General features: G+C 64.3%; 28 protein-coding genes and 1 other RNA gene. 17 read left to right on the top strand and 12 right to left on the bottom strand.

Features of this window, described 5'->3' with window-relative positions; genetic code table 11:
* Positions 1-4: 4 nt before the first annotated feature.
* Entirely contained in the window at positions 5-616 is a 612-nt protein-coding gene (locus P8R33_RS06315) for a P-loop NTPase family protein (protein WP_278328147.1), read from the bottom strand.
* Between the two features lie 13 nt (positions 617-629).
* Complete coding sequence (locus P8R33_RS06310) at positions 630-1925, bottom strand: heavy-metal-associated domain-containing protein (RefSeq protein ID WP_278328146.1); 1296 nt, start codon at positions 1923-1925, stop codon at positions 630-632.
* 69 nt (positions 1926-1994) lie between these two features.
* Between P8R33_RS06310 and purM the strand changes: the two genes are divergently transcribed.
* The 4 genes from purM to P8R33_RS06290 are packed head-to-tail and all read left to right on the top strand — an operon-like array spanning position 1995 to position 5118.
* Complete coding sequence (gene purM, locus P8R33_RS06305; protein WP_278328145.1) at positions 1995-3104, top strand: phosphoribosylformylglycinamidine cyclo-ligase; 1110 nt, start codon at positions 1995-1997, stop codon at positions 3102-3104.
* Complete coding sequence (gene purN, locus P8R33_RS06300) at positions 3097-3696, top strand: phosphoribosylglycinamide formyltransferase (RefSeq protein WP_278328144.1); 600 nt, start codon at positions 3097-3099, stop codon at positions 3694-3696. Before purM ends, purN begins: the two co-directional genes overlap by 8 nt.
* 31 nt (positions 3697-3727) lie before the next feature.
* A complete protein-coding gene (locus P8R33_RS06295; RefSeq protein WP_278328143.1) occupies positions 3728-3922 on the top strand; it encodes a hypothetical protein in 195 nt (64 codons plus the stop codon).
* Positions 3922-5118 carry a sulfotransferase gene (locus P8R33_RS06290; RefSeq protein WP_278328142.1) on the top strand — a complete coding sequence of 399 codons (1197 nt, stop codon included), beginning with the start codon at positions 3922-3924 and terminating at the stop codon, positions 5116-5118. Before P8R33_RS06295 ends, P8R33_RS06290 begins: the two co-directional genes overlap by 1 nt.
* Before the next feature lie 45 nt (positions 5119-5163).
* Here the strand turns inward: P8R33_RS06290 and P8R33_RS06285 are convergent, their stop codons facing one another.
* From P8R33_RS06285 to P8R33_RS06255, 7 genes are all read right to left on the bottom strand, one after another.
* Positions 5164-5583 (bottom strand): nuclear transport factor 2 family protein, encoded by a 420-nt coding sequence (locus P8R33_RS06285; protein WP_347569035.1) that lies wholly within the window; start codon positions 5581-5583, stop codon positions 5164-5166.
* A gap of 83 nt (positions 5584-5666) precedes the next feature.
* The gene (gene ndk, locus P8R33_RS06280; protein WP_278328140.1) at positions 5667-6089 is read right to left on the bottom strand and encodes a nucleoside-diphosphate kinase; all 423 of its coding nucleotides are present in this window, start codon (positions 6087-6089) and stop codon (positions 5667-5669) included.
* A gap of 119 nt (positions 6090-6208) precedes the next feature.
* Entirely contained in the window at positions 6209-6700 is a 492-nt protein-coding gene (locus P8R33_RS06275) for a hypothetical protein (RefSeq protein ID WP_278328139.1), read from the bottom strand.
* 177 nt (positions 6701-6877) lie between these two features.
* Entirely contained in the window at positions 6878-7297 is a 420-nt protein-coding gene (locus tag P8R33_RS06270; protein WP_278328138.1) for a hypothetical protein, read from the bottom strand.
* Positions 7298-7430: 133 nt separating this feature from the next.
* The gene (locus P8R33_RS06265) at positions 7431-7877 is read right to left on the bottom strand and encodes a DNA polymerase III subunit chi (protein WP_278328137.1); all 447 of its coding nucleotides are present in this window, start codon (positions 7875-7877) and stop codon (positions 7431-7433) included.
* Positions 7874-8041: a DUF2256 domain-containing protein gene (locus P8R33_RS06260; protein ID WP_278328136.1), complete on the bottom strand. Its 168-nt coding sequence runs from the start codon at positions 8039-8041 to the stop codon at positions 7874-7876. Before P8R33_RS06260 ends, P8R33_RS06265 begins: the two co-directional genes overlap by 4 nt.
* Before the next feature lie 20 nt (positions 8042-8061).
* Positions 8062-9519: a leucyl aminopeptidase gene (locus P8R33_RS06255; RefSeq protein WP_278328135.1), complete on the bottom strand. Its 1458-nt coding sequence runs from the start codon at positions 9517-9519 to the stop codon at positions 8062-8064.
* 100 nt (positions 9520-9619) lie between these two features.
* On the opposite strand from P8R33_RS06255, the gene P8R33_RS06250 reads away from it, so the two are divergent.
* The 5 genes from P8R33_RS06250 to P8R33_RS06230 all read left to right on the top strand — a co-directional run bounded on the left by P8R33_RS06250 (position 9620) and on the right by P8R33_RS06230 (position 15757).
* Entirely contained in the window at positions 9620-12010 is a 2391-nt protein-coding gene (locus P8R33_RS06250; protein WP_278328134.1) for an LPS assembly protein LptD, read from the top strand.
* Positions 12011-12164: 154 nt separating this feature from the next.
* On the top strand, positions 12165-13508 hold the full coding sequence (locus P8R33_RS06245) for a peptidylprolyl isomerase (RefSeq protein ID WP_278328133.1): 1344 nt from the start codon (positions 12165-12167) through the stop codon (positions 13506-13508).
* 5 nt (positions 13509-13513) lie between these two features.
* Positions 13514-14530, top strand: coding sequence for a 4-hydroxythreonine-4-phosphate dehydrogenase PdxA (gene pdxA / locus P8R33_RS06240; protein WP_278328132.1), 1017 nt, complete (start codon positions 13514-13516; stop codon positions 14528-14530).
* A 75-nt stretch (positions 14531-14605) separates the two neighbouring features.
* Complete coding sequence (gene rsmA / locus P8R33_RS06235) at positions 14606-15427, top strand: 16S rRNA (adenine(1518)-N(6)/adenine(1519)-N(6))-dimethyltransferase RsmA (RefSeq protein WP_278328131.1); 822 nt, start codon at positions 14606-14608, stop codon at positions 15425-15427.
* Between the two features lie 108 nt (positions 15428-15535).
* The gene (locus P8R33_RS06230; RefSeq protein ID WP_278328130.1) at positions 15536-15757 is read left to right on the top strand and encodes a hypothetical protein; all 222 of its coding nucleotides are present in this window, start codon (positions 15536-15538) and stop codon (positions 15755-15757) included.
* Between the two features lie 128 nt (positions 15758-15885).
* Here P8R33_RS06230 and P8R33_RS06225 read toward each other — a convergent pair whose 3' ends face one another.
* A complete protein-coding gene (locus P8R33_RS06225; RefSeq protein WP_278328129.1) occupies positions 15886-17976 on the bottom strand; it encodes a malate synthase G in 2091 nt (696 codons plus the stop codon).
* Between the two features lie 141 nt (positions 17977-18117).
* Here P8R33_RS06225 and P8R33_RS06220 point away from each other — a divergent pair, with 141 nt between their 5' ends.
* The 5 genes from P8R33_RS06220 (at position 18118) to P8R33_RS06200 (ending at position 22602) form a co-directional block, all read left to right on the top strand.
* Positions 18118-19326 (top strand): hydrolase, encoded by a 1209-nt coding sequence (locus P8R33_RS06220; RefSeq protein WP_278328128.1) that lies wholly within the window; start codon positions 18118-18120, stop codon positions 19324-19326.
* Positions 19323-20339, top strand: coding sequence for an arginine N-succinyltransferase (astA, locus tag P8R33_RS06215; protein WP_278328127.1), 1017 nt, complete (start codon positions 19323-19325; stop codon positions 20337-20339). The genes P8R33_RS06220 and astA overlap by 4 nt, the downstream gene beginning before the upstream one ends.
* Complete coding sequence (locus tag P8R33_RS06210) at positions 20336-21589, top strand: N-succinylarginine dihydrolase (RefSeq protein ID WP_278328126.1); 1254 nt, start codon at positions 20336-20338, stop codon at positions 21587-21589. The genes astA and P8R33_RS06210 overlap by 4 nt, the downstream gene beginning before the upstream one ends.
* Before the next feature lie 144 nt (positions 21590-21733).
* Entirely contained in the window at positions 21734-21985 is a 252-nt protein-coding gene (locus P8R33_RS06205; protein ID WP_278328125.1) for a hypothetical protein, read from the top strand.
* Between the two features lie 140 nt (positions 21986-22125).
* Positions 22126-22602: a hypothetical protein gene (locus tag P8R33_RS06200; protein ID WP_278328124.1), complete on the top strand. Its 477-nt coding sequence runs from the start codon at positions 22126-22128 to the stop codon at positions 22600-22602.
* Between the two features lie 61 nt (positions 22603-22663).
* Here the strand turns inward: P8R33_RS06200 and ssrA are convergent.
* Positions 22664-23008, bottom strand: a transfer-messenger RNA (tmRNA) gene (ssrA, locus tag P8R33_RS06195).
* A gap of 187 nt (positions 23009-23195) precedes the next feature.
* Positions 23196-23705 (bottom strand): large conductance mechanosensitive channel protein MscL, encoded by a 510-nt coding sequence (gene mscL, locus P8R33_RS06190; protein ID WP_278328804.1) that lies wholly within the window; start codon positions 23703-23705, stop codon positions 23196-23198.
* Positions 23706-23841: 136 nt separating this feature from the next.
* Between mscL and P8R33_RS06185 the strand changes: the two genes are divergently transcribed.
* The 3 genes from P8R33_RS06185 to P8R33_RS06175 are packed head-to-tail and all read left to right on the top strand — an operon-like array spanning position 23842 to position 26036.
* Complete coding sequence (locus tag P8R33_RS06185; protein ID WP_278328123.1) at positions 23842-24519, top strand: LemA family protein; 678 nt, start codon at positions 23842-23844, stop codon at positions 24517-24519.
* An 11-nt stretch (positions 24520-24530) separates the two neighbouring features.
* Positions 24531-25358, top strand: a complete 828-nt coding sequence (locus P8R33_RS06180; RefSeq protein WP_278328122.1) for a TPM domain-containing protein — start codon at positions 24531-24533, stop codon at positions 25356-25358.
* Complete coding sequence (locus P8R33_RS06175; protein WP_278328121.1) at positions 25359-26036, top strand: TPM domain-containing protein; 678 nt, start codon at positions 25359-25361, stop codon at positions 26034-26036. It begins immediately after the preceding gene.
* Positions 26037-26045: the final 9 nt, after the last annotated feature.

Genomic DNA, 26045 nt, shown 5'->3' with positions numbered 1-26045 from the left:
CGCTTTAAAGCAAGCGGCCCTGCTCAGGACCCTGCACTGCTTCCAGCGCATCACGCCAGACAGATAGGGTCGCGGGCACCTTGCGTTCAAGGCTGAGCCGGTCGATTTCGGCCACGACGCGCTCGATTGCGGCGTGGCTGCGCTCCATCCGCGGGACCAGATAAGCCGGGGCACCTTCGCCGAGAGCAAGGCCGCGCTGTGCGGCGTGCGAGAGGATGAGGTCGGCCGCCATGGCATCGTCGGGCGGCCCGATTTCGAGCTGCAGCGAGGCGCGCATCCGGGTCTGGAGGTCCGGGAGGTCGATATTCCACTGCTCGCCGTCCACCACCAGCAGGAGCGGCGTGCCATCTTCCTGCGCGCGGTTCCAGCGGTGGAACAGCGTAGTTTCGTCCTGTGCAACGGCACCGTCGATCGCCCCGCCCAGTCCGGCATCGACGAACCACTTGGCCAGCAGCGATTTGCCGGATCGCGGCGGGCCCATCAGCACGGCGCTGCGGAAAGGCCAGTTTTCGGGGGCCTGCAAGGCTTCCGCAACCTCGCGGTTGCCGCTGCCGATCACGATCGACGGCGGATTGCCGCTATGCACCGGCGCCAGCGGGAGAGCGATCTGGGACATGCCGCCCGCGCCCTTAGCGACTGATCGAAAGCGCGTTGCTGCCCTGCTGGACGGTGAAGCCGCGGGCGCGCAGCGCGTCGGCCAGCTCACCAATCGACCCGCCGAAGCTGACGGTCACGACCGTGGTGCCGCCGATGGCCGTGCTGCGCACCCCGGTGCTGCGAACGCCGTTCGCCCCGCGAATGCCGGCCAGCGCGCTGTCGAAGCTTGCCGCATCGGGCGTCGCGACCTGCACCGTGTAGAGCGCGACCGAGCCTTCCGGCGGCGGCGTGCGGATCGGCGCAGCAGTGATGGCATCGCCGCTCTCGCTAGTCGCCTCTTCGTTGCTTCCGCGCTGGGTTGCCTGTTCGCGATTCGCACGATCCTGGGCGATCAAGGCACGGCCGAGTTCGATCAGACGCTGGATGGCCGGATCGGATTCGGGCGAGCCGAGATTGAGCGTTGGATCGGGCCGCAGCCTTCCGTCCGCCAGCGCTCGCGTGAACAGGCTGTCGAAGCGCACCACCGCTCGATCCAGCATGGCGGGCAGCTGCTCAGGCGTCTCGGCGGTCATCGTGAAGCTGTCGAGATAGGTGTTGTCCGGCCCGTATCGCGCGGTGAAGGTGCCCTCCACAGGCCCGCCGGGATAGCTGTACTGCAAACGCGCGACCGGTGTCAGCACATCCGCGGCGCCGAACTGGTCGAGCACGTTGCGCCACCACACGCGGCTACGGCGACCGATCTGGCCATAGGTCACGAGCAGCGAATCGCCGCCCGAGCCGACCGGCCGGACATAATCGATCCGGCTCGCGCCAGCCTGGTATTGGGCCCACGCCCGCTGCCACGGATTGACCCGCTCGTAGACGAGGTTTGTGCCGGCCGAGACGGTCACGGGCACCAGCAGCATGGGGGCGGAGCGCGAAGCCACGCCTTCGGAGCCGAGATAGCGCGACGCGCGCTGGCGATCGAAGATCACGCCGAGCGTCGCAATATAGCGCTTTGGCCCGAGCCGTTCGCGCTCGATCACGATGGCGGATACCAGCGAATTGATCTGGGAATCGGGTAGCGAAGGCCCTTCGATCTTTTCCCAGGCCAGCTTGGCCGCCTCTACCCAGGCTTCCTCGCGCGCCTCTTCGCCCGTGTCGGCGCTGACGTCGACTTCGATGCCGGACACTTCGATATCGCTCGAAGCTGCGATGGCCGCGATGCCGCGCTCGCCGCCGACCTGCGCCCAGGCGATCGCGCCCAGAGTGCCAAGCACGACGATGCCGGCCAGCAGCAGCAGCCAGGTGCGTCGCGACGCGGTTCGGAGGGGAATGGCGTAATCCATCGGGGAAACAGCGGGCCTTTTGCCGAAAGGAATCTGGAAATCCAAGCGCGAATGCGTAAGGCGGGTGGCATGAGCGATGAACCCGGCAAAAAAGCCACGTCCTATACTTATGAACAGGCGGGCGTCTCGATCGAGGCGGGCAATGCGCTGGTCAAAGCCATCGGCCCGCTGGTCAAGGCGACGATGCGTCCCGGTGCGGATGGGGAGATCGGGGGATTCGGCGGTTTTTTCGATCCCAAGGCTGCCGGATACAAGGATCCGCTGCTGGTCGCGGGCAACGACGGCGTCGGCACCAAGCTCAAGCTCGCGATCGACACCGGGCGGCACGACACGGTCGGCATCGATCTTGTCGCCATGTGCGTCAACGATCTGATCGTGCAGGGTGCGGAGCCGCTGTTCTTCCTAGACTATTTCGCCACGGGCAAATTGGAGAACGGTGTCGCCGAACGCGTGATCGCGGGCATCGCCGATGGCTGCAAGCAGGCAGGCTGCGCGTTGATCGGCGGCGAGACCGCCGAGATGCCCGGCATGTACGCGGCGGGCGATTACGACCTCGCCGGATTCTGTGTCGGCGCGGTCGAGCGCGGCGAACAGTTGACCGGAGAGCGCGTTGCACCCGGCCACATATTGCTCGGACTTGCAAGTTCGGGCGTGCACTCGAACGGCTTCTCGCTGGTCCGCCGCCTTGCAAAGGACAAGGGCTGGAAGCTCGACCGCCCCGCCCTCTTCGACCGCGATCGCCTGCTGGTCGATACGCTGATCGAGCCGACGCGCATCTACGTTCAGAGCCTGCTGCCACTGGCGCGCGAGGGGTTGATCGATGCCATGGCGCATATCACCGGCGGCGGCTTGCTCGAAAACATCCCCCGCGTGCTGCCATCCGGCGCCCATGCCGAAGTCGATGCCGACGAGTGGGAGCAGCCGGGGCTGATGGCCTTCCTGCAGGCACAGGGGAATATCGAGCCTGCGGAGATGGCCCGCACCTTCAACTGCGGCGTCGGCATGGTGCTGGCGGTCGAGCCAGCTAATGCGGAAATCGTACGTACGCGGCTGGAGGCTGCAGGCGAAATGGTGGTGCCGGTCGGGCGCATCGTCGAGGGCGCAAAAGGCTGCACCGTCCGCGGTAGCGCCGGGACTTGGGCGGCGCGCGAGGATTGGTCGGCAACGCATAATGCCTGATACGGCGGCCACGAAGGTGCCCGTCGCAGTCTTCGTGTCCGGCAAGGGCACCAATATGGCCGCGCTGCTCTACGCCAGCCGTCAGCCGGATTGCCCTTATGAGATTTGCCTCGTCGCGGCGAACGATCCGGCGGCCGAGGCGCTGGTGCTGGCCGAGGCCGAAGGCGTCCCGGCCTATGCCCTGTCGCACAAGGGGATGGCCCGCGCGGATCACGATAGCGAGATGGAAGCCGCTGCGAGAGATGCGGGTGCGGAATTGATTATACTGGCAGGTTACATGCGCATCCTCACGCCGCAATTCGTGAAGCGTTGGAAGGGACGGATGCTCAACATCCACCCCTCGCTACTGCCGAAGTATCCCGGTCTCGACACCCACGCCCGCGCCATCGCGGCCGGCGATAGCCATGCCGGCGCCACGGTGCACCTCGTGACCGAAGATCTCGACGCGGGCGAGGCCCTCGGGCGGATCGAAGTGGCGATCTGGCCTACCGATACCCCTGAAAAGCTCGCCGATCGCGTGCGGGTCGCCGAACACCAGCTCTATCCGCGCGTCCTGGCCGATTATGTGCAGCGTATGCGAGAGCGCGCTTGATATGCCTGTGCGGACGGATAGTGTGCGCCCGATGGGTCGCTCTTTCATATTCTACGCACTGGCCGCCATCGGTCTCGTCATCGTCGCCAGCAATGCGAACGACATCGAAGGCCGACATTCCGAGGCGAGCATGACGGAGACGTTGCTTGTTGTCGGTGGCGTGCTGCTCTTCGTGCTGGTCGCGCGTATTGTCATCGCGCGCTTCAATGCGAGACGCAGCGGCTAATGACCGCCCCGCCCCGTCCGCATCCTTTCGCGCGCTCGAAGGCATCCGAGCTGGCAAGCCGGGCTTTCGCCACGATGTGGCAGCACGGGCTGACAAAGCGCCCGCCGCTGGAACCGGACTATCTGTGGAGCGTCGGCTCGGACGGTTTTTCGGCGGAGGACGAGCATTCGATCCGTAGCGCGGAAGACGTCGCCGATTTCCGGGACCGGCTGGAGGCGCTGTGCGTCGCGCTCAACGAAGAGGCGTCGCTCAATCCCCTCGGCCATACGATGGCCTATGGCCAGATCACCGCTGCCATTCGCAAGCGCCATGCCCTCGGCCGGTTCTGGAACGAGAACCCGGGCATAGCCGAGCGCGAGATCGCGCCGCCGATCCTCGTGGTCGGCCAGATGCGCAGCGGCACCACGCGGGTCCAGCGCCTGCTCGCCGCCGATCCGCGCCATTCGGGCACGCGTTTCTGCAACAGCCACGATCCTGTTCCCGCCACGCCAGACTTGCGGCCCGTCAAGGCTCGCGCCGCTCTCGCCGTCGCCAGGCGTATCAATCCCTGGCTGGACACCGTCCATCCCTTCGGAGCGCTGCGGACCGATGAGGAAATCGGGTGGCTTGCAGCAGCCCTGTCACCGGCTACGTTCGAGGCTCAATGGCGGATCCCTTCTTTCGTGGCATTCAGTAGCGCGCGGGACGCAGGGCCAGTCTACCGCGAATTCGCGCGTATCCTGCGTACCGATGCCCACGTGATGCAGGAAGCCGACCGCCCTCGCGTCCTCAAGTGCCCGCAATTCGCAGAAGATTTGGGAGTGCTGCTCGCACAATTCCCGGATGCGCGCTTGGTGCTATGCCGGCGCCCGAAGGAAGATATTCTGGAAAGCAGCGTTTCGATGACGGCCAGCCAGATGGCGTTTCAGTCCGACCACCATGACCTGCAGTGGCTCACCGCCATGTGGCAGGATAAAATCTCGCACCGCGAGGCTGCGATGGAGCACGATCTCCGAAACTTTTCCGGTCTGCTGGCGACAATCGACTTCGCCGCACTGAACGTCGATTGGCGATCCGCGATCGGTACAGCCTACCGTGCACTCGACATCGAACTGACACCCGAGGCTGTCGGGGCAATGCGCAAAGAACGGGAAAAGTCGCATGATGACCCGCACCACGATCATGCGGAGCAGATGGCGGGTTTCAGCGCTGCTTGAGCCTATTTCCCAGGTCGAGGAGGCGAACGCTTTCTCGATCCTCGATCAGCGCAACTGCATGGCGTGGTAGCGCGTCACCGTCATCAGTTCGGGATCGCGCGTTATGTGGATTACCGAAACGATTTCGCCGTCGAAGGTCAATCGCCAGAGGGTCTGCCCAGACATTTCTTCGCTCTCGCTATCGGTCGTGCCGCTAACGAAGACCTCATTATCCCTGACGGAAATATCGTCGATCCGCACCTGAGCGTGCCCCGCCGCGATCCGGAGATTGCGGTCGGCCTTCAGAAAATCGTCGACACCTTCGATGCGTCTACCGGCCCCATCGACTACGATGAGGTCAGGCGAGAGCAGCGGGCGCGCGGCATCGTGCTCCATAGCGTTGAGAAGGTCCGAAATCCTTCGGACCGCCGCAATGCGCCGCCGCCGTCTGCTTTGCAGTCTTTTGAGGAACCCACCAAAAACCATGACGGGCCAGCTTATCGATAAGCCGACCCGTCACAATATATATTTGATTATCAAATGCTAAATCAGCCAGAAGGCCATTGAAATCAGCCGACGATTTCGTCTTCGTCGAAGAAATAGTCGATTTCGATCTTCGCATTCTCGTCGCTGTCGGAGCCATGAACGGAGTTGGCTTCGATGCTTTCGGCATAGGTCTTGCGGATTGTGCCATCGTCGGCATCGGCGGGGTTGGTGGCGCCCATGACATCGCGATTGCGCTTCACCGCGTCTTCGCCCTCGAGGACCTGAACGACCACCGGGCCGCTGATCATGAAGTCGACCAGTTCGCCGAAGAAGGGGCGTTCCTTGTGGACGGCGTAGAAGCCTTCCGCCTGTTCCTTGGTCATCTGGATGCGCTTGGAAGCGACGACGCGCAGGCCGGCTTCTTCCAGCATCTTGGTGACGGCGCCGGTCAGATTGCGGCGCGTGGCATCGGGCTTGATGATCGAAAAGGTGCGGGTGACCGCCATGGTGAATATCCTTGAAACTTGAAAGGGGGGGAATCGATGCGCGCCGATAGCCGCCCTTCTGCGGGTCGGCAAGCCTGCTACGATCCTCGTATTGGCAAGCGCGTCCGGCGTGTCGTTACTTATTGCGCGATCACCAGTATGCCGGTCGAACCGTTGCCGCCCGGAGATGTCTGAAGGCTGAAGGACAGCCCACCTGGCCCTTCACCGGCGATCATCCGTTCTTCTCCGGTGCGCGCGTCGGTGTCGATCTCTACCCCGGCGCTCGTCGCCTGCTTGCGGTAGTATTCGACGAGTTCTTGCGGAGGGGCATCCGCGGCGAAGGTTACCATCACGCCGTTGCCCTGCGATCCATTGAATGTGGTGCTCGATTCCACCTCGGCCCCCGGATAGAGTGCATATCCGTCGGGCAGGTCCAACTCGCCGGTCGCATCGGAGCCCACGGTGACGACTGCCTCGTTGCCCTCGGCATCGGACATCCGCACTCGATTATCTTCGCCGGTGCCGGACACCTCGTATTCGGTCGTGCCATCGGCCGAGATGACCGAAGTGGCTTCACTTTCGCTGCAAGCTGCCAAAGCGAGAATGACCACCGCCGCACAGTACTTTTTCATGTAACAGCCCCCGAATCTCAAGCGGTTAAAACATCATACGCACACAGCGAGTCAAGCCTCGCAGTTAAAAGCGATGCCCGGCACCATCTCGCAAGATCGATAGCTGGCGCATTCGGCGTTCGACAAGACAAACGCCAAGAAATGCCTCCGGACTGGAGCCATCCCTTCAATTCGTATTCAGCGGAACGTGTCGCCCATCGACAATTGCGCTTGCGTCGCGCCGTCTTCACGTTTTGCCACGAGCGAGAAGGCCAATCCCTCGGCGTCCTCGCCGGCGAGGACCTCGGTCTCGTCGCTCCGTACGCGCGGTTCGATAGTGAAGCCCGCCGCCTCGGCTTGCGCGAGATAGTGGTCGGCGATCTGGCGCGGCGTCGCGTCGCTGCGCATGTCGACGATGATCAAACGTCGCTCGCCCTGGTCGACACGGGTGACATTGACCGCGCGCGCCTCGGGATAAAGCGTGAACCCCTCGGGAAGGTCGGGCGGCACCGTGCGGCCGGACCGCATCGCGGTGACGGTACCGTCCTCCGCTTCGAACCGGGCCGACGTTTCGCCGGTCTCCTGATCCACATCGAAAGTCCCGCGCGGATCGACCACCGCGGTTTCTTCGTCTGTGTCGTCGGGCTCTACTTTGGAGCACGAAGAAGACAGAACTGCCGCAGCGGCCAATAAAGGAAGATGGAATGAACGCATTGCCCAATCGACGGACGAAAGCCTGCTCTGTTCCGAATTAGCGCCCTTCGCGCCAGCCACCCTGCTCGGTCTGCTTGAAAACACGATTGTCGAACGCCTCGTCGGGATCGAGACGCCGCCATAGCTCGCGCGCGGCGTCCCGCCCATCCGGATCGAACAGCAGCAGTACGCGCCCGAAATCCGCGGCCTCTTCGCGCCACTTGCCATCGGCGATGATGGCTAGCTTCGCGCCATTGGCGGCGTCGCATCCGTCCGAGAGCAGGATCGGCTGGCGATCGGCATGGGCCGCGTCGGCCATGCCATTGGCGAGAAATGCCGCGCCGCCCTGCTCCCACAGGGTCTTCGACAATCCCTCGCGCTGCTCCGCCGATCCGGAAACGACCAGCAGGCGCTCGCCCGATTGCAGGACCTTGCGCGCCAACTTCGCGACCGTCACATCGACCGGGTCGCGGCTGAGCTGGTAAAAGTCCACCCGCGTGGTCATGGCTGCCCCTCACCGCCCGGCTGCGACTTTTTGCGCCTGCACCTTTCGGAGCAGTACTTCACCTCGTCCCAGTCCTTCGCCCATTTCTTGCGCCAGGCGAATTCGAGCCCGCAGGTGACGCAGGTCTTGGTCGGGAGGTCGCCCTTGCGGCGCATTTTCGCCATTGCGACCTCCCCGACCGGTTTCAGCTTTCGAGATTGTCGGCGACGAAGCGGTCGATCAGCCGCACACCATAACCCGTCGCACCCTTGCCCCAGGTCTGGCCCGGCTTGTCCGACCACACCATGCCCGCCACATCGACATGCGCCCAGGGGGTGTCGTTCGCGATGAAGCGCTGCAGGAACTGCGCTGCCGTGATCGAACCGGCCGCCTTACCGCCGATGTTCTTCATGTCGGCGATGGGGCTGTCGATCAGCTTGTCGTAAGCGGCGCTGATCGGCAGGCGCCAGTTCTTGTCGCCGGTGGCGATGCCGGCCTCGTAGAGCTGGCCTGCAAGCTCGTCGTTGTTCGAAAACACGCCCGCATATTCGTTGCCGAGCGAGATGATGATTGCGCCAGTGAGCGTGGCGAAATCGACGATGCGGCTGGGCTGGAATTCTTCCTGCGTCCAGTGCAGCGCATCGGCCAGCACCAGCCGCCCTTCGGCATCGGTGTTGAGCACTTCGATGGTCTGACCCGACATGGAGGTGACTACGTCGCCGGGGCGCTGCGCCTTGCCGTCGGGCATGTTCTCGACGAGGCCGATCACGCCGACGAGGTTGGCCTTCGCCTTGCGCAGGACGAGTGCGAGCATGGCGCCCGCGACGGCACCGCCGCCGCCCATGTCCCACTTCATGTCTTCCATGCCCGGCCCCGGCTTGATGCTGATGCCGCCGGTGTCGAAAGTCACGCCCTTGCCGACGAAGGCTGCCGGCGCCTCGCTGCCGCCGCCGTTCCAGCGGATGGCGAGCAGTTGCGATTCGCGCTCCGACCCGAGGCCGACACCGAGCAGCGATCCCATGCCGAGCTTTTCCATCTCCGCCTCGCCGAGCACGACGATTTCGGCGCCGGTGCCCTCGAAGCGCTCGCGGCAGCGGGCCACGAAGCTCTCGGGATAGATGATATTGGCCGGTTCGGTGACCAGCTCGCGGGTGAATTCGATACCGCTGGCAAGATGCGCGGCCTCCGCCCAGGCGGCTTCGCTGCCTACGGGCGCGTTGATAACCGTCACGGTTTCGAGCGAAATCTTCTGCTCGTCCTTCATCCGCGTGCGATAGACATCATAGCGCCAGTTCCGCAGCCGCAGGCCGAGGAGGACGCTGGCGGCTTCATCGGCGGACAGGTTGCTATCCGCGAGATCGAGGACGACCTCCGTCTCGCCGCTGGACTGGTATTTCCCGGCGATGGCCGCGCCCGCTTTTTCGAGGTTCGCGCTGCGCGCTTCGTCGTTGCGATCACCTGCTCCGGCGAGCGCGAGGCGCAGGACCTTGCCGTCGCGCTCGACGAAGCTTTCGAACAGCTGGCCGGCACCGCCCTTGAATCGCGCAGCGCCCGCACCCTCGCTCACCGCTTTCTCGAGCGACGAAGGCAACTTGCCCTTGTCCACGACTTGGGCAAGAAGGCGCGCCGTTTCCGGACGGGACTGGCTGAACTGGATGTGCATGGGCTCTCCCAAAGATGTGACTGACGGGTGCGAAGCGCATTCCGGCTCGCCCCATAGGATGGCGATTGCGATTAGGCGTGGCCGGTGCGATAGGCAAGGCATGGCCCTGCCCGCCGAGACAGCTATCGAAGCCAGCCGGCTGGCACTGCGCACGCTTGGCGTGGCGACAACGCTTGCGCTGGCGACGCCGCTCGCCGCGCAGCAGGTCGGCGACGATGTCGGATCGGTCGAAGACCCGCAGGGCGACCCCGGCGATCCGCAACCCGACGCGCCTTCCGTTTCAACGGCCGCCGAGCCTGACGAGCCGCCCAGTCTGCAGGACCCGTTTCCGGAAGTCGATCCGCCGCCGGAGCCTACGGGCGACGATGGTCTCAACGCCGCGGGCGATCGCGAGATCGACTTCGAGTCAGACGTCCTTAGCTACGATTCGGATGCCGACCTCGTCACGGCCAGCGGCAATGTCGTGCTGCGCAGCGGCGACCGGTCGCTGCGCGCCGATTCGGTCAGCTGGAGCAGGCGCACAGGTGTGATCCTGGCCGAAGGCCGCGTGCGCTTCGTCGACGAGAACGGCAACCAGCTTTTCTCCGAGCGGGTCGAGCTCACCAACGAGTTCGAAGCGGGTGCTATGGAGAACCTCCTGCTCGCGCTGCGCCAGGGCGGGCGGCTCGCGGCCAATCGCGGCGTGCGCGAAAGCGACGGCACTATCGCGCTGGAACAGGCGGCCTATTCCGGCTGCGATGTCGTGACATCCGAGGGCTGTCCCAAGGAACCCAGCTGGCGGATAACCGCCGAACGGGTGGTCTACGACCCCGATGAGCAGCGGGTTCGCTTTACCGGCGCCTATCTCGAACTGTTCGGTGCGCGCATCCTTCCGTTGCCGGGGCTGGCAGTGCGAACCGATGGCGGTGCAGTCTCCGGTGTGCTGGTCCCCGACCTGCGCTTTTCCGAAAGCAACGGCGTCGAGGTGTCGGGCAGCTATTATATCCGGCTCGCCGACAATAAGGATCTGACGCTTACCGGCTTCGTTTACACCGATGCTCCACCGATGATCTCAGGACAATGGCGCCATCTTACCGAGAAGGGCGCTTACCAGATCACCGGCTATGCGACGAAAAGCCGCAGGATCTCCGATTTCACCGGCATCGAAACGACCGGAGACAGCGACTTCCGCGGCTATGTCTTCGCCAACGGCAAGTTCCAGCTGAGCCCGGAATGGAGCGTGACCGGTTCCATCCGCCGCGCCAGCGACCGCACGTTCCTGCGACGTTACGACATCAGCCGCGACGACAGGTTGCGGTCCACGGTGAACCTCGAGCGCATCAGCGACTCCACCTATTTCTCGCTCGCCGGCTGGGCCACGCAGACGCTGCGCCTGAATCAGCCGCAGGGCGAGGTGCCGGTGGCTCTGCCGGTAATGGATTTCCGCAAGCGGCTGGACGACCCGCTGCTCGGCGGCAAGCTGGAGCTGCAGACCAACACGCTCGCGATCATGCGCGACGTCGGTCAGGATACACAGCGCGCCTTCGCCCGTGCACAATGGGATCTCTCCACGGTCACCGGGCTCGGCCAGGTCGTCACGCTGACCGGCATGGTGCGCGGCGACATCTACCATTCGGACGAGAACTTCCTCACAGATACGGCGCTCTATCGCGGCAATCCCGGCTGGGAGGCGCGCGGCGTAGCGCTGGGCGCAGTGGACGTGCAATGGCCGCTGGTCGGCCAGCTGTTCGGTGGAGAGCAGGTCCTGACGCCGCGGGTCCAACTGGTTGCCACACCCCCGATCAAGAACCTCGCCATCCCGAACGAGGATGCGCGCGCGATCGATCTGGAGGATTCCAACCTCTTCGCGCTCAACCGCTTTCCCGGATACGACCGGATCGAGGACGGTGCGCGCGTCACCTACGGGTTCGACTGGCAGTTGCGCGTACCGGAATGGGAGCTGAAATCCACCCTCGGCCAGTCCTATCGGCTGGACAAGGATGCGGACATCCTGCCCGACGGCACCGGCCTGTCAGAGCGCTTCTCCGATTTCGTAGGCCGCACCGAAGTCCGCTATCGCAACTTCGTGAAATTCACCCATCGCTTCCGGCTGGACAAGGACAATTTCGCCGTTCGCCGCAACGAGATCGACGCCACGGTCGGCTCGCGCCGCACCTATGCCGAGCTCGGCTACGTCCGCCTCAACCGCGACATTACCGCCGTGGAAGACTTGCAGGACCGCGAGGAATTGCGCGGCGCGGTGCGCGTGGCTTTCGCCAATTACTGGTCTGTCTTCGGCTCGGGCGTGTTCAACCTGACGAATCGCGAGGAGGACCCGACCTTTAGCTCCGACGGGTTCGAGCCCATCCGCACCCGCCTCGGCGTTGCCTATTCCGACGACTGTCTCGAAATGGGAGTGACCTGGCGCCGCGACTATGAAACCGCGGGCGACGCCCGGCGGGGCGACACCTTCCAGGTTTTCTTCAGCCTCAAGAATCTGGGTTTTCGCTAAGTCGCACCCGTTGGCAGACGCCACCGAACAGGTTATCCGCGCTCGCAAGACGAACGGGGCGAGTGTTTACGGCAATCAGCTTGGGTTAAGCCGCCACACGGCACCGCCCCGTAATGGACTGGTACCGCAACGGTGCCGCAATTGGGTATCACACGTGAGCGCAAACCGCATTTCCAAGTTTCTCTCCCTTGCCGCAGTGGCAGGTCTGGCGCTGTCGCCGATTTCCGTGTCGGCGCAGGCTACGGCGGAAACGGCCAATCCCCTCGGCCTGCCGACCGATGTCAGCATCCTCGGCAATTCCGATCCGAACGTCCGCAAGGCGACTGCGGTCGTGAACGGCTTCGTCATCACCGGCACCGATGTCGACCAGCGCGCTGCGCTGCTTGTCGCGGCGAACGAGCGTGAAATCAGCCCCGAAGAACTCGAGCGCGTGAAGATGCAGGTGCTGCGCAACCTCATCGACGAAACACTGCAGATCCAGGCGGCCGAAACGCAGGAAATCACGATCCCGCAGGCCGAGATCGACCAGAGCTATGCCCGCGTTGCCGCCCAGAACTTCGGGCAGGACGAAAGCGCTATGGGCGAATATCTGCGCAGCATCGGCTCCTCGCCGCAGTCGCTCAAGCGCCAGATTCACGGGGAACTGGCCTGGAGCCGCCTGCTGCGACGTAACTTCGCGCCCTTCGTGAACGTCTCGGCCGACGAGGTGAACGATCTTATACAGCGGCTCGAGGCCAATCGCGGGACGGACGAATACCGCCTCGGCGAAATTTTCCTTCAGGCGACGCCAGAAACTGCGGCGCAGGTGCAGGGAAATGCGCAGCAGATCGTCGAGCAGCTCCGCCAGGGCGGCAGCTTCGTCGCCTATGCCCGCCAGTTCTCGCAAGCCTCGACTGCGGCAGTCGGCGGTGACCTCGGCTGGATCGCCCTGCCCCAGCTCAAGAATCCGCAGCTCGAGACCGTGGTCGGCGAAATGAGCCCGGGCCAATTGGTCGGCCCGCTGGAGATTCCCGGCGGCTACTGGATCGGCCTGCTGATCGATAAGCGGCAGGTCTTGACGGCCGACCCGCGTGACGCCGTTCTCTCGTTGAAGCAGATTGCGCTCGATTTCACCGGCGTGCCGGAAGCGGAGCGCACACCCCGGCTCGAAAGCTTCCTGGCCGGCGTGCAGCAGCTGCGCGGGTGCGGCGATGCGGAGGCCGGCGCGTCGGCCCTCGGGGCGACCGTGGTCACGAACGACGAGATCGCCGCGCGCGCCCTGCCCGAACAGCTTCAGCAGCTCGTGCTGAACTTGCAGCTCGGCCAGGTCACGCCGCCCTTCGGGTCTTTCGAGGAAGGTGTGCGTGTGTTGATGCTGTGTGGCCGCGACGATCCGCAGGCCGCCAGCGGTCCGGACTTCGACACGCTGATGGGTCAGCTCGAAGAAGAGCGCATCCAGCGCCGCGCGCAGCGCTACCTGCGCGACCTGCGCAACGACGCCTATATCGAGTACAACTGACACCGATGACTGCCCCGCTCGCCGTGTCGATTGGCGATCCGGCGGGGATCGGGCCGGAGATCATCGCGGAAAGCTGGGCGCGGCACCGGGAATACGGCCTCGCGCCCTTTTTCGTGGTCGGCGGAGGGGGCGTGCTGGAAGCGGCGGCGAAAGCCCGTGGTCTGTCGGTTCCGGTAGAGCCGATCGCCAGCGCTGCCGAAGCCGAGACGGTTTTCACTCATGCGCTCCCCGTGCTGGGACAGGAAGACAGCGTCTATGCGCCCGGACAACCCGAGGCGGGCGGCGCAGCCCTCGCCTTGCACTCTCTGGCCGAAGCGACGCGTTGCGCCCTGCTCGGGACAGCTTCGGCAGTCGTTACGGCTCCGATAGCCAAGGCTCAGTTGGCACAGGTCGGCTTCGAATATCCCGGCCAGACCGAATTCCTTGCCGATGTCTGCGGCCTGGAGCAGGAGGACGCAGTGATGATGCTCGCCGGACCGAGCCTGCGCGCCGTGCCCCTTACTGTCCATTGTGCGCTGTCCGAAGTCCCGAACCGCCTTTCCCAAGGCCTGATCGAGCACCGTGCCCGCATTGTTTCCCGCGCATTGCGGCGCGACTTCGGGATCGACGCGCCGCGGCTCGCCGTCTGCGGGCTCAATCCGCATGCAGGCGAAGGCGGCCGCTTCGGAGATGAGGAAGACCGCATCATTACGCCAGCGGTCGAGGCGTTGCAGGCCGAGGGGCTCGCCGTCACCGGCCCGCACCCCGCCGACGCACTGTTCACGCCCCGCGCGCGGCAGACTTACGACGCGGCGCTGGCGATGTATCACGACCAGGCGCTCGTCCCGCTGAAAGCGCTCGATTTCGACGAAGGTGTGAACGTGACGCTCGGCCTGCCCATCGTGCGGACCAGCCCCGACCACGGCACTGCATTCGACATCGCTGGCAAAGGCGTGGCCGATCCCGGCGCGATGATCGCTGCGCTCAGGATGGCAGGCGAGATGGCCAAGCGGCGGGCCGACGCCCAGTCCCGCTCAGCCTGAGCTTGTCGAAGGCCATGCGATGACGCTAGCGGACAGCCTATGCTTCGACAGGCTCAGCATGAGCGGAGGTGGTAAGTGACCGATCTCCCTCCCCTTCGCGACGTCATCGCGCGCCATGGCCTCAGCGCATCGAAAGCCCTGGGGCAAAACTTCCTGTTCGACGAGCAGTTGCTCGACCGCATCGCCGCGATCCCCGAAGACCTCGCGGGCAAGCAGGTGCTCGAAATCGGCCCCGGCCCCGGCGGCCTGACCCGTGCGCTGCTGCGTGCCGGGGCGCGCGTCACCGCGATCGAGATGGACACGCGCTGCCTCCCCGCGCTCGCCGAACTGGGCGAGGTCTTTCCCGGCCAGCTCACCGTCGTGCAAGGCGACGCGCTCAAGATCGACCATGCCGAGCTGATGGGCGGCGAGCCTTTCGCTGTGCTCTCGAACCTGCCCTATAATGTCGGCACCGCGCTGTTCGTGCGCTGGCTGGGCGGGCAGGAATGGCCACCGCTGTGGACCAGCCTCACGCTGATGTTCCAGCAGGAGGTCGCCCAGCGCATCGTCGCGCAAGCTGGCGGCTCGGCCTACGGGCGGCTGGCGGTGCTGGCCCAGTGGCGCGCGAGCGCGAAACTGGCGATGAAGGTCCACCGCAGCGCCTTCACCCCGCCGCCCAAGGTGATGAGCGCCATCGTCCATGTCGAGCCCGCCGCCATGCCCGAGGGGATCAGCGCCCGCCTGCTCGAACGCCTTACCGAAGCCGCCTTCGGCCAGCGCCGCAAGATGCTCCGCCAGAGCCTGAAAGGCGTGCCCGGCGCGGTCGAGGGGCTGGAGAGCCTCGGCATTGACCCGCAAAGACGCGCGGAGACGGTGACGGTGGAGGAGTTCGTGCAGCTGGCGCGGGTCTTGGGGTAATCTCTAAGAAGTCGTCATCTTTCCGCTCGGAAGAAAGGCGGCAAACGCAAGCCACAACTGACCGCACTCTTGCAGCCACCAATCACGCTGCTGGTCCCAACACACCCTATGACGGACTTCGTCCGAACCAAGGCCATACTGCTGGGATTTTCGCGAGACTATAACCGGATCCCAACCAAATTGGTCGCCTGTAACATCGATGACGAGGCCATCCCACTCGAGCCAAGCGTGCGAACCATGCCAACCGAAGATTTCTTCATGCGCGACGCGGTTAACGTATTCAGCCTCAATGCCGAGCCGCTCAATAAGATATCTTCCAAGCAGCTCTGACGCATGGCCGCAGGCACCTCGTGGGAACTCAATGTGCTTCGTGACCCAAGGTTGGGTGCCTGCTCGATCAATTGCAGCTCGAAATTCAAACGCCGCAGCACTGACCTCGGCATCAGACGGCCAAAAAGTCACTCCTTCTTCCGCCTCCGCCAAGCATGCAGCAGCGGTTCGGTATAGCCGCTCGGCTGTTCCACACCCTTGAAGATCAGGTCCTTCGCCGCACTGAAGGCCGGGCCGTCCTCGTTGGCGCACAGCGGTTCGTAGAACGGGTCACCCGCGTTCTGTTCGTCCACCTTGGCGGCCATGCGGCGCAGGCTTTCCATCACCTGCTCCTCGGAAACAACCCCGTGCAGCAGCCAGTTGGCGATATGCTGCGAGCTGATCCGCAGCGTCGCGCGGTCCTCCATCAGGCCGACGTCGTTGATGTCGGGCACCTTGGAGCAGCCGACGCCCTGGTCGATCCAGCGCACGACATAGCCGAGCAGGCCCTGGCAGTTGTTGTCGAGCTCCTCGCGGATTTCCTCGTCCGACCAGTTCACCCCATCGGCCAGCGGGATGGTGAGCAGCTCGTCCAGCCCCGGCACCTCGCCCAGACCCTGCTGGATCGCGAACACGTCCTCGCGGTGATAATGGATCGCGTGGAGCGTCGCCGCAGTCGGGCTCGGCACCCAGGCGGTGTTGGCCCCGGCGCGCAGATGGCCGATCTTCTCGATCATCATCTGCCCCATGAGGTCCGGCGCAGCCCACATGCCCTTGCCGATCTGCGCGCGGCCCGCGAGGCCATGGGCCAGGCCGATGCCGACATTGCGCGCCTCGTATGCCTTGAGCCAGGCGGAGTTCTTCATCTCGCCCTTTCGCATCATCGGCCCCGCCCGCATCGAGGTGTGAATTTCATCGCCCGTGCGGTCGAGGAAGCCGGTGTTGATGAAGACGATCCGGTCCTTCACCGCGTGAATGCAGGCGGCCAGATTGGCGCTGGTTCGGCGTTCCTCGTCCATCACGCCGACCTTGACGGTGTGACGCGGCAGGCCGAGCATATCCTCCACCGCATCGAACAGATCGTTGGTGAAGGCGCATTCCTCCGGCCCGTGCATCTTGGGCTTCACGATATAGATCGAACCGCAGCGCGAATTGCCGAACTTGCCGAGGCCTTCGACATCATGCGCACCGATTGCGCTGGTGAGGACGGCGTCCATGATGCCTTCGGGGATTTCGCCACCGTCCCAGCGCATCGCCGGATTGGTCATAAGGTGCCCGACATTGCGCACGAACATCAGGCTGCGACCCGGCAGCGTGTGCTCCCCGCCTTCACCATCCGTGTAGGTCTTGTCGCCCGCCAGCGTCCGCGTCAGCGTCCGGCCGCCCTTCTCGAAGCTCTCCTCGAGATCGCCGCGCATGATGCCGAGCCAGTTGCGATAGGCGACCAGCTTGTCTTCGGCATCGACCGCAGCGACCGAATCCTCGCAATCGGCGATCGTGGTCAGCGCGGCTTCCAGATTGATGTCGGCAATGCCCAGCCGGTCGGTTGTGCCGACCTGGCTGTCGGGATCGACCACGATCTCGACATGCAGGCCGTTGTGCCGAAACAGAGGCCCCTTGCCGGTTGCACCGACGTGTTGCGATGGATCAACAAGGGCGAGGTCATCGAGACTTTCGAGATCCGCCCAGCTTCCGCTCGCCAGCGGCAGGATTTCGTCGAGCAGCTTGCGCCCCTCGGCGATCACTGCCGCGCCGCGCTCTTCGTCGTAGCCACCGGGCTTCGCCGGCGGCGCATCCAGCGCATCGGTGCCGTAGAGCGCATCGTAAAGGCTGCCCCATCGCGCATTCGCCGCATTCAGCAGGAAACGCGCATTGAGGATCGGCACCACCAGCTGCGGCCCGGCCATGGTCGCGATCTCGGGATCGACGTTTTCCGTGTCGATGGTGAAGTCGCCCGGTTCCGGCACGAGATAGCCGATCTCCTCCAGGAACGCGCGATAGGCACCGGCATCGTGCGGCTGGCCGGCGCGCTCGCCATGCCACGCGTCGATCTTCGCCTGCAGACCCTCGCGCTTCGCCAGCAGCGCGGCATTGCGCGGCGCGAACTCACCCAGCAGTTTCGCGAACCCCTGCCAGAACCCGTCCAAATCGCGCCCCAGCGGTTGGAGCACGTCGGTTTCGATGAAGGTAGTCAGCTGCGGATCGACCTCGATCCCGGCGCGCGTCACATAATCGGTCATGGAACTCCTCTTGGGATATGCGAATGGCAATGTCGGACCCGGGGAGGAGTTCGCCCCACTTACCAAGCATCCACCGCTTTGCAAGGCCGCCGGGGGCGCAGGGGTGGACTTGCAGCGCGCCATGGGTAGAGACGGTTGCCGATGAAACCGGACGCAGCCCCGCAAGCCTTCCTCGATGCCGTCGATGCCGACACCATGCTGCGCGAAGTGCAGGATTGGGCGGCAATCAATACCGGCACCGGCAATCTGGACGGACTGGCCACCATGGCGGGCAAGCTCGCCAATGCGTTCAGCCAGCTTCCCGGCGAGGTCGAGCTGTTGGACCCGGCGACCGTCACCGCAATCTCCGCCGAGGGGCGCGAGTTCGAGAAACCGCATGGCCGCCACATGGTCCTTCGTGTGCGCCCCGAGGCGGAGCGGCGCTTCGTGCTCACCGGGCACATGGATACCGTCTTCCCGGCCGATCACCCGTTCCAGGACGTCAGCTGGCTCGACGACGAGACGATCAACGGCCCCGGCACCGCCGACATGAAAGGCGGCCTCGACGTCATCCTCCATGCGCTGAAACTGTTCGAGACGACAGAGGGCGCATCGCGGGTCGGCTACGATGTCATGATCAATTCGGACGAGGAAACCGGCAGCCTCGCCAGCCGGGGGCTGATCGAGGAGCTGGCGCGCGGGAAATACGCAGCGCTGACCTACGAACCCTCTGCCCTCCCCGACGGTACGCTGGCCCATGCGCGCGGCGGCACGGGCAATTATTCCATCACGATCACCGGCAAGAGTGCGCACGCGGGCCGCAATCCGCAGGACGGTCGCAATGCCATTGTCGCGGCGAGTGATCTGGTGCTGCGCGTCAAGGCGCTCGAGGCCGAGGACATCACCGTCAATCCGGCCAAGATCGAAGGCGGTGCGGCAAACAATGTCGTGCCCGACCTCGCCATCCTGCGGTTCAACATCCGGCCCAAGTCGACCGACGCAATGGAGCGCTTCGACGGCGAGCTCGACGCGATCCTGCGCCTTATCGAAGCCAAGCACGAAGTCGGCGTCCATCGCCACGGCGGCGTCACCCGGCCGCCCAAGCCGGTCGATGCGAGGGCGCAGCGCCTGTTCGACCTCGTCAAGGACTGCGGCGCCCAGCTTGGCCAGCAGATCGGCTGGAAAAGCACCGGCGGCGTATGCGACGGCAACAATATCGCGGCCACCGGGGTGCCGGTGGTCGACACCATGGGCGTGCGCGGCGGAGCGATCCATTCGCCCGACGAGTTCATGATTGTGCCGTCCCTGCGCGAACGTGCCGCCCTTTCGGCACTGGTGCTGACCAGGCTTTCCACCGGAGATCCCCTGTGACCTTTCGCTTGCGCGCCGCGCAGATCGGCGACCTCGAGCATCTTTACGAGATGGCCAAGCTGACGGGTGGCGGGTTTACCAACCTGCCTGCCGATCGTGCTGCGCTGACCAAAAAGCTGGAGCGCGCCGAAGAAGCCTTCGCCCGCACCGAAGACACGCTGGGCGACGACGTGTTCACTCTGGTTCTGGAGAATAGCGAAAACGGTCAGGTGCGTGGCACCTGCCAGCTATTCACGCAGGTCGGCCAGCAGTGGCCCTTCTACTCCTATCGCCTGACCACGCTGACCCAGCACAGCCAGGAACTCGACCGCACGGTGCGCGCCGAATTGCTGAGCCTGGTCACCGATCTCGAAGGGTCGAGCGAGGTTGGCGGCCTGTTCTTGCATCCGGGCGAACGGGCCGGCGGGCTCGGCCTGCTGCTGGCGCGCAGCCGCTATCTGTTCATCGCCATGCACCGCGCGCGCTTTGCAGACCGGATCCTAGCCGAATTGCGCGGCGTGATCGACGATCGCGGCGGCTCGCCCTTCTGGGACGGGGTCGCTGGGCGGTTCTTCGGCATGACCTTTCAGGAAGCCGACTATTTCAACGCCATCAACGGCAACCAGTTCATTGCCGATCTGATGCCGAAACACCCGGTCTACATCGCCATGCTCAACGGCGAAGCGCGCAAGGTGATCGGCGTGCCGCATCCGAGCGGCCGCGCGGCGATGCGGATGCTGGAGAACGAGAACTTCGCCTACGAAGGCTATGTCGACATCTTCGACGGCGGGCCGACGATGACCACGCGGACAGACAGCGTGAAAAGCATCGCCGAAGCGGCGGAAAAGACGCTGTCCGCAACCGATCTCGACGATGGAGAGCGGGCGCTGGTCGCCACCGGCAGGCTCGGCGATTTCCGCAGCGCCTATGGGATGCGCCATATCGGCGACGACGGGACGATCGCGATCGATGCCGAGTGCGCCGCAACATTGGGCGTTGCCAAGGGCGATACGGTGTGGAGCGTGGCACGGTGAGCAAGCTCGTCGAGATCAACTTCGACGGCATCGTCGGCCCGTCGCACAATTACGCCGGGCTCAGCCTCGGCAATATCGCGAGCGCAAGTCACAAGGGCGATCCCTCGTACCCGCGTGCCGCGGCGCTCCAGGGTATCGCGAAGATGCGCGGCAATATGGAGCGCGGGCTGGCGCAGGGCTATCTGCTGCCCCTGCCGCGCCCGAATTTTTCGTTGCTTGAGCGGCTGGGCGTCGATGAGGACACCGACCGCGCCTTGCGCGCTGCCGCGTGGTCCGCGAGTTCGATGTGGACCGCGAATGCCGCCACCGTCAGCCCCGCGCCCGATACGGCGGACGGGCGCTGCCATCTGACGCCCGCCAATCTCGTGACGATGCTTCATCGCGGGCAGGAATGGCGCGATACGCAGGCGCAGCTGAAAATCGCCTTCGGCGACCGCGACCACTTCGCCGTCCACGACGCCGTCCCGCCCAGCTTCGGCGACGAGGGGGCGGCCAACCACATGCGGTTTTGCGAAGGCCATGGCAGCAGGGGGGTCGAGGTATTTGTCTATGGCAGGCCCGGTGGCCGCTTCCCGGCACGCCAGCACGAACAGGCCAGCCGCGCGGTCGCGCGCCTTCACGGCCTCGATCCCGCTGCGTGCATCTTTATCGAGCAGAACCCCGAAGCGATCGAAGCGGGCGCGTTCCACAATGACGTGGTCGCAGTCGCCAACGAGCGGGTCCTGTTCACGCACGAGCGCGCCTTTGCCGACCGGGAGGGTGCCTATGACACGATCCGCGCGGCGTTTCCCGCGCTCGAGGTGGTCGAGGTGCCGGAAAGTGCAGTCAGCCTCGCCGAGGCGATCAAGACCTATCTGTTCAACGCGCAATTGCTCACTCTCGCAACCGGAGAGATGGCATTGGTCGTGCCGAACGAATGCCAGGAAAGCGCCGCCGTTTGGAGCTGGTGCGAGCACATGCTTGCGGGCAACGGGCCGATCCGCAAGGTGATCCCCGTCGATGTCCGCCAGTCGATGGCAAACGGCGGTGGCCCTGCCTGCCTGCGCCTGCGCGTCGTCGCCGATCCGGCGACGGTCGATGCCCGATTCCTGCTCGACGAGCAGCGCGCGGAGCGGATCGAATCGGTCATCGCGCAAACCTGGCCCGAACAGATCGATCCTGCCGATATCGGCAACGAGGCTCTGGCAAAGACCGTCATCGAAGCGCGCGAGGCCTTGCTGGCCGTCCTGTCGCTGGACGAACTGGCATAACTCACGGATTTAGGTGGTTAACGCGCTGGACTAAGCGTCGGCAGCGCTTACACTCGGCGATGAGTTAACCATGCGATCGGCGGAACCGCGCGCTTGGCACGGGGTTTGCACGGTGAAGGGTTAAGAAACGGAGACCGCAAAAGAGTGCTGACCAAGGTGAAACGGCTGTTCGTGATCAAGACGCGCTTCGAGGCGTATCTGATCATCTTCGCCCTCGCCCTGGGCGCGATGACCCGCGGTGCGCACTACACGGTCGAATATCCCGGCGTCGGCGGCTACCTGCTGTTCGCCGCGACGGCCGGTGCGGTATTTCTCGGTGGTGCGAAAATCCTCGATGCAATCCGGTACGAGCGGGAGGCGAAGGCTGCCGGAATCGGTGACGCACCGGAAAGTTAACAGGTTCCCGGTTTAATGGGTGCTAGCTCTCCCATTTCCCCACGGCTTGCTTAGTCAAAACCGTCTCTAGGCGGATAGAACCCATGTGCCTGTGTGAGCAGTCCGCCGTCCACATCTACAACTCGCAATGGTCGTTCCCCATGAACGTCCTCGGCTTCGATCCAAGTGGATACTGGCAGGCCATATCCAGATCACACGGAATTGCCGAAAATCGCGTTGGCCCTATCGTAAATCGCTTTGGCCCAATCGATTGCGACTGCGTTCATGGTTATCTGCCAACTGCCATTCTGGGCAGCGGCCTCTTTTCGATTACCGCCCTGCTATTCGCGGCCGCGATCTGGTTTGTGCTCATTACAACTGCGAATTATCGACTGGCCGTCCAGCTATCCGTCGGCTGGTTGATACTGACGCTCGTAGGGATTGGACTTAACCTATACACTTGGTCGGAGTTATGGGCACTCGCAGGACCCAATGGCCTGACATTCACCAACGAGCATTTCGTCCTCTATCTCTGGTCGATACCGGCACAGCTGGTTTTCAACATGGCCGTCTTTCTGATCGTCCCAGCGGGGATCATCGCAGGTATCAGACGATTGCTAAGGCCGGGCACTAGCTGACCGGAACTTGCATACATACAGATAGGTGGGGGTTTCTGTTGCTAGCTACCCCCGGAGCCCCGGAATCCGCTTCTGTTGCCCGGTGGGTCCGACCGCGCTTTAGCTTTGTAAGATCAGGGCGTTAGCCCGTCAGGTTACGCAGCGAGAGCGAGTGCTTCGTTATCGTTGGCACTTGTGTGTTGTGAACAGTTTCACGGGATACTCAGCCCGGGCGAAAACACCGTCTTTCAGCACACGTCGATCCTGGTTCGGCCCCGTCAGAAACCGCGCAAACCCGCGGATTGTGGTGGAGCCGCCGGGTACTGCCCCCGGGTCCGTTGTACCTATTGCACGGCGCAATTTATCGCCATAGCCGGTCGGAACCGGCAAGGTTCTATATAGAGCGTCGCAGCTTAATGTGAAGTGAGCAGGGGTTTTTGTCGGGTTCATGGTTTGGTGCGCCTTCGACTTCCGTCGAAGGCTTGAGCTGTTCCATCCCACGCCCCCACCCGGCCACCCAAACAGTATAGTGCCGTCGGTGGCCGGGTGGGGGTGTGGGATGGAAGAGCAAGGTCGGGATGGATGTCCCGACCGCACTCAGACAAGATACAACCCTACCCCATCGGGCCCTTCTCAGCCGCATAGTCCGGCGTCCACGCATCGCCCTTGCGCAATTCGGCGAGGATTTTCTTCAGCACGTCGAGCTGCGGATCGGTCGGCACCTCGTCGCTCGTCGAGCTGTCTTCCGTTTCCACCTGCTTGGCCTTGATCTCGTCGCTGACCTTGTTGACGCTGCGCACCAACATGAACAGCGCGAAGGCCACGATGAGAAAATTGATCATGGCGGTGATCAATGCGCCATATCCGATCATCGCAACCCCGGCTTCCTTGAGCTGCTCGTAATTGTCGAGCGCGCCTTCATAGCCTTCAGGTATTTCGCCGAGCCGCAGGAACCAGTTGGAGAAGTCGATGTCGCCGAAAATCCAGCCGATCAGCGGCATCAGGATCGCCTCGGTCAGCTGCGTCACGATGCCGCTAAACGCCGCACCGATCACCACACCGACGGCCAGGTCGATCACATTGCCGCGCGCGATGAATTTTTTGAATTCCGTACCCAGACCCATACGCATTAACCCCTCTTTCGCCATGTTTTCTGGCACAGAGCGAATTTCCCCACAAGCACGCCGTTAATCTTGAATGATCGGCGAGGTGTGCTATCTTCATAAGTCAGTACCGTAATACTACCAAAGGATCCTCCCCATGACCCGTTTCGCCGCCCTTCGAACATCGATAGTCGCCGCAGCGGCGCTCGCCCTGTCGGCCTGCGGCATCAACTCGGTGCCTACCGCGGAAGAGAACGCCAAGGCCAAGTGGGCCGACGTCGAGGCGGCCTTTCAGGAGCGCGCCAATCTCGTCCCCAATCTCGAGCAGATCGTGATGAGCTCGGCCGAGCAGGAGCGCGAAACGCTCGAGGGTGTGATCCAGGCCCGCGCTTCCGCGACGCGCCCGGAAATCCAGCTGGATGGCGACGATCTCAACAATCCCGAAGCCATGGCGCAGTACCAGCAGGCGCAGAACACTTTCGGCGGCGCGCTGTCGCGCCTGATGGCCAATGTCGAAGCCTATCCGGAACTGCGCAGCCAAGAGAACTTCGGCCGTTTCATGACCCAGATCGAAGGGCAGGAGAACCGCATCCGCGTTGCAATTCGCGATTACAACGAAGCGGTCCGCCAGTATAACACGACCATCCGCACCTTCCCCGACACGATCGGCGCGAACATAATCCACGGTGCGGAGCCGATGGTGCCCTACGAAGCCGTGAGCGAAGGCGCGGAAACTGCCCCCGAACTCAACATGCGCGCCAGCGGCGGCACTGCTACTGCCACTGGAGCCAACGACAATACCAGCGAGCCTGCCGACGCCGCAGCCGCCAACTGAGCGGCCCTGCAATGCAGGCTTTGCTTCGACTGCTGCTGATCTGCGCCGCCGCGCTGGGCTTTGCCCTGCCCGCTGCGGCGCAGAATTTTCCCGAGCGCGGGACGGCGCCGGTGGTCGATGCGGCCGACATCATCGATCCGGCGACCGAGGCCGAGCTTACCGCCAAGCTGAACGCGTTCGAGGAGGCGAACCAGCGCCAGTTCGTGATCGCGACGATTCCGGATCTCGAGGGCTACGATATCGCGGACTATGGCTATCGCTTAGGGCGCGAATGGGCGCTGGGCGATGCGGAGCGCAACGACGGCATCATCCTGATCGTCGCCCCGAACGAACGGCGAATGCGGATCGAAGTCGGCTATGGTCTCGAAGGCACTATCCCCGATGGCCTCGCCTTCGAATATGTCGAGGGCATGAAGGACTATTTCCGCGCCGGCGACTATTCGGGCGGGATCAGCTGGGCGGCGGATGAGATCATCAACCAGCTCGAGCTGCCGCCCGAGCAGGCGGCTCAGGTCGCGCAGCAGGCCGAAGAGGCGCGCGAGAGCCGCGGCGGCTTCCCGCTCGGCGGCGCGATCTGGATCGCCTTCATATTCTTTTTCTTCATCATCCCGATGCTGCGGCGCGGCAAGCGGCGGCGCTATGGCCGTGGCGGACGGCTGGGCCAAGCGGCGGGCGACATCATCCTGTGGGAAGTCGGCTCGGCCATCGCGCGCGGCGCGCTGAGCGGCGGCGACGACTGGGGCGGCGGTGGCGGCTTCGGCGGAGGAGGCGGCGGTTTCGGCGGCTTTTCCGGCGGCGGCGGCAGTTTCGGAGGCGGCGGCGCCTCCGGGGGGTGGTAGATGGCACGCTATCTGAACGAAGCGCAGCACACGATCGTCAGCGATGCCGTTGCGGCCGCGGAGGGCACGACCTCGGGCGAGATCGTCACCGTGCTGGCGGACCGGTCGGGCGGATATGCCGATGTCGTTCTGGTATGGGCGGCGGGCGTGGCCTTCACACTGATGAGCCTATTTGCGGTTCTGCCCAAGCCCTTCATGGACCTTTGGGACGAACTCGTCGGCGGGTGGATGCACGAATGGACCACCGGCGAACTGGCGACCATGACGATTGCACTGGGCCTGATCGGCTTCGCCGTGACCTGGCTGCTGCTGTCTTGGGATCCGCTCCGCTTCGCCCTCATTCCCTCGCCCGCCAAGCAGGCGCGCGTACGCGCTGCGGCGATCAAGCATTTCAAGGTCGGGGCGGAACGGCGCACCCATGGGCGCACCGGGGTGCTGCTCTACCTATCGATGCAGGAACATCGCGCAGAGATCGTCGCGGACGAGCCCATCGCGGCGATCGTCCCGGCGGATGTCTGGGGCGAGGCGATGGCCGACATGCTGGTCGAGATCAAACAGGGCCGTCTGGCCGAGGGACTTGCGGCGGGCGTGCGCGATGTCGGTGCAGTGTTGGCGGAACATTTCCCGCGCGGCGACGAGGATCAGAATGAGTTGCCGGACCGGCTGATCGAAGTCTAAGCCTTCAGG

It is taken from the genome of Qipengyuania flavescens (genome assembly GCF_029688735.1).
Lineage (GTDB): Bacteria > Pseudomonadota > Alphaproteobacteria > Sphingomonadales > Sphingomonadaceae > Qipengyuania.
Note: the sequence above shows the minus strand (reverse complement) of the source record. Positions and strands in the feature narration are given on the sequence as shown.

Excerpts from the sequence above, each read along its gene's own strand:
- P8R33_RS06295 (WP_278328143.1), top strand. The coding sequence starts at position 3,728 with ATGGGTCGCTCTTTCATATTCTACGCACTGGCCGCCATCGGTCTCGTC.
- P8R33_RS06265 (WP_278328137.1), bottom strand. The coding sequence starts at position 7,877 with ATGACCACGCGGGTGGACTTTTACCAGCTCAGCCGCGACCCGGTCGAT.
- purN (WP_278328144.1), top strand. The coding sequence starts at position 3,097 with ATGCCTGATACGGCGGCCACGAAGGTGCCCGTCGCAGTCTTCGTGTCC.
- P8R33_RS06225 (WP_278328129.1), bottom strand. The coding sequence starts at position 17,976 with ATGACCGATTATGTGACGCGCGCCGGGATCGAGGTCGATCCGCAGCTG.
- ndk (WP_278328140.1), bottom strand. The coding sequence starts at position 6,089 with ATGGCGGTCACCCGCACCTTTTCGATCATCAAGCCCGATGCCACGCGC.
- P8R33_RS06200 (WP_278328124.1), top strand. The coding sequence starts at position 22,126 with ATGAACGTCCTCGGCTTCGATCCAAGTGGATACTGGCAGGCCATATCC.
- P8R33_RS06315 (WP_278328147.1), bottom strand. The coding sequence starts at position 616 with ATGTCCCAGATCGCTCTCCCGCTGGCGCCGGTGCATAGCGGCAATCCG.
- mscL (WP_278328804.1), bottom strand. The coding sequence starts at position 23,705 with ATGGGTCTGGGTACGGAATTCAAAAAATTCATCGCGCGCGGCAATGTG.
- purM (WP_278328145.1), top strand. The coding sequence starts at position 1,995 with ATGAGCGATGAACCCGGCAAAAAAGCCACGTCCTATACTTATGAACAG.
- P8R33_RS06220 (WP_278328128.1), top strand. The coding sequence starts at position 18,118 with ATGAAACCGGACGCAGCCCCGCAAGCCTTCCTCGATGCCGTCGATGCC.
- P8R33_RS06180 (WP_278328122.1), top strand. The coding sequence starts at position 24,531 with ATGCAGGCTTTGCTTCGACTGCTGCTGATCTGCGCCGCCGCGCTGGGC.
- P8R33_RS06185 (WP_278328123.1), top strand. The coding sequence starts at position 23,842 with ATGACCCGTTTCGCCGCCCTTCGAACATCGATAGTCGCCGCAGCGGCG.
- P8R33_RS06310 (WP_278328146.1), bottom strand. The coding sequence starts at position 1,925 with ATGGATTACGCCATTCCCCTCCGAACCGCGTCGCGACGCACCTGGCTG.
- P8R33_RS06260 (WP_278328136.1), bottom strand. The coding sequence starts at position 8,041 with ATGGCGAAAATGCGCCGCAAGGGCGACCTCCCGACCAAGACCTGCGTC.
- P8R33_RS06250 (WP_278328134.1), top strand. The coding sequence starts at position 9,620 with ATGGCCCTGCCCGCCGAGACAGCTATCGAAGCCAGCCGGCTGGCACTG.
- P8R33_RS06230 (WP_278328130.1), top strand. The coding sequence starts at position 15,536 with ATGACGGACTTCGTCCGAACCAAGGCCATACTGCTGGGATTTTCGCGA.
- pdxA (WP_278328132.1), top strand. The coding sequence starts at position 13,514 with ATGACTGCCCCGCTCGCCGTGTCGATTGGCGATCCGGCGGGGATCGGG.
- P8R33_RS06255 (WP_278328135.1), bottom strand. The coding sequence starts at position 9,519 with ATGCACATCCAGTTCAGCCAGTCCCGTCCGGAAACGGCGCGCCTTCTT.
- P8R33_RS06285 (WP_347569035.1), bottom strand. The coding sequence starts at position 5,583 with ATGGTTTTTGGTGGGTTCCTCAAAAGACTGCAAAGCAGACGGCGGCGG.
- P8R33_RS06175 (WP_278328121.1), top strand. The coding sequence starts at position 25,359 with ATGGCACGCTATCTGAACGAAGCGCAGCACACGATCGTCAGCGATGCC.
- P8R33_RS06275 (WP_278328139.1), bottom strand. The coding sequence starts at position 6,700 with ATGAAAAAGTACTGTGCGGCGGTGGTCATTCTCGCTTTGGCAGCTTGC.
- P8R33_RS06290 (WP_278328142.1), top strand. The coding sequence starts at position 3,922 with ATGACCGCCCCGCCCCGTCCGCATCCTTTCGCGCGCTCGAAGGCATCC.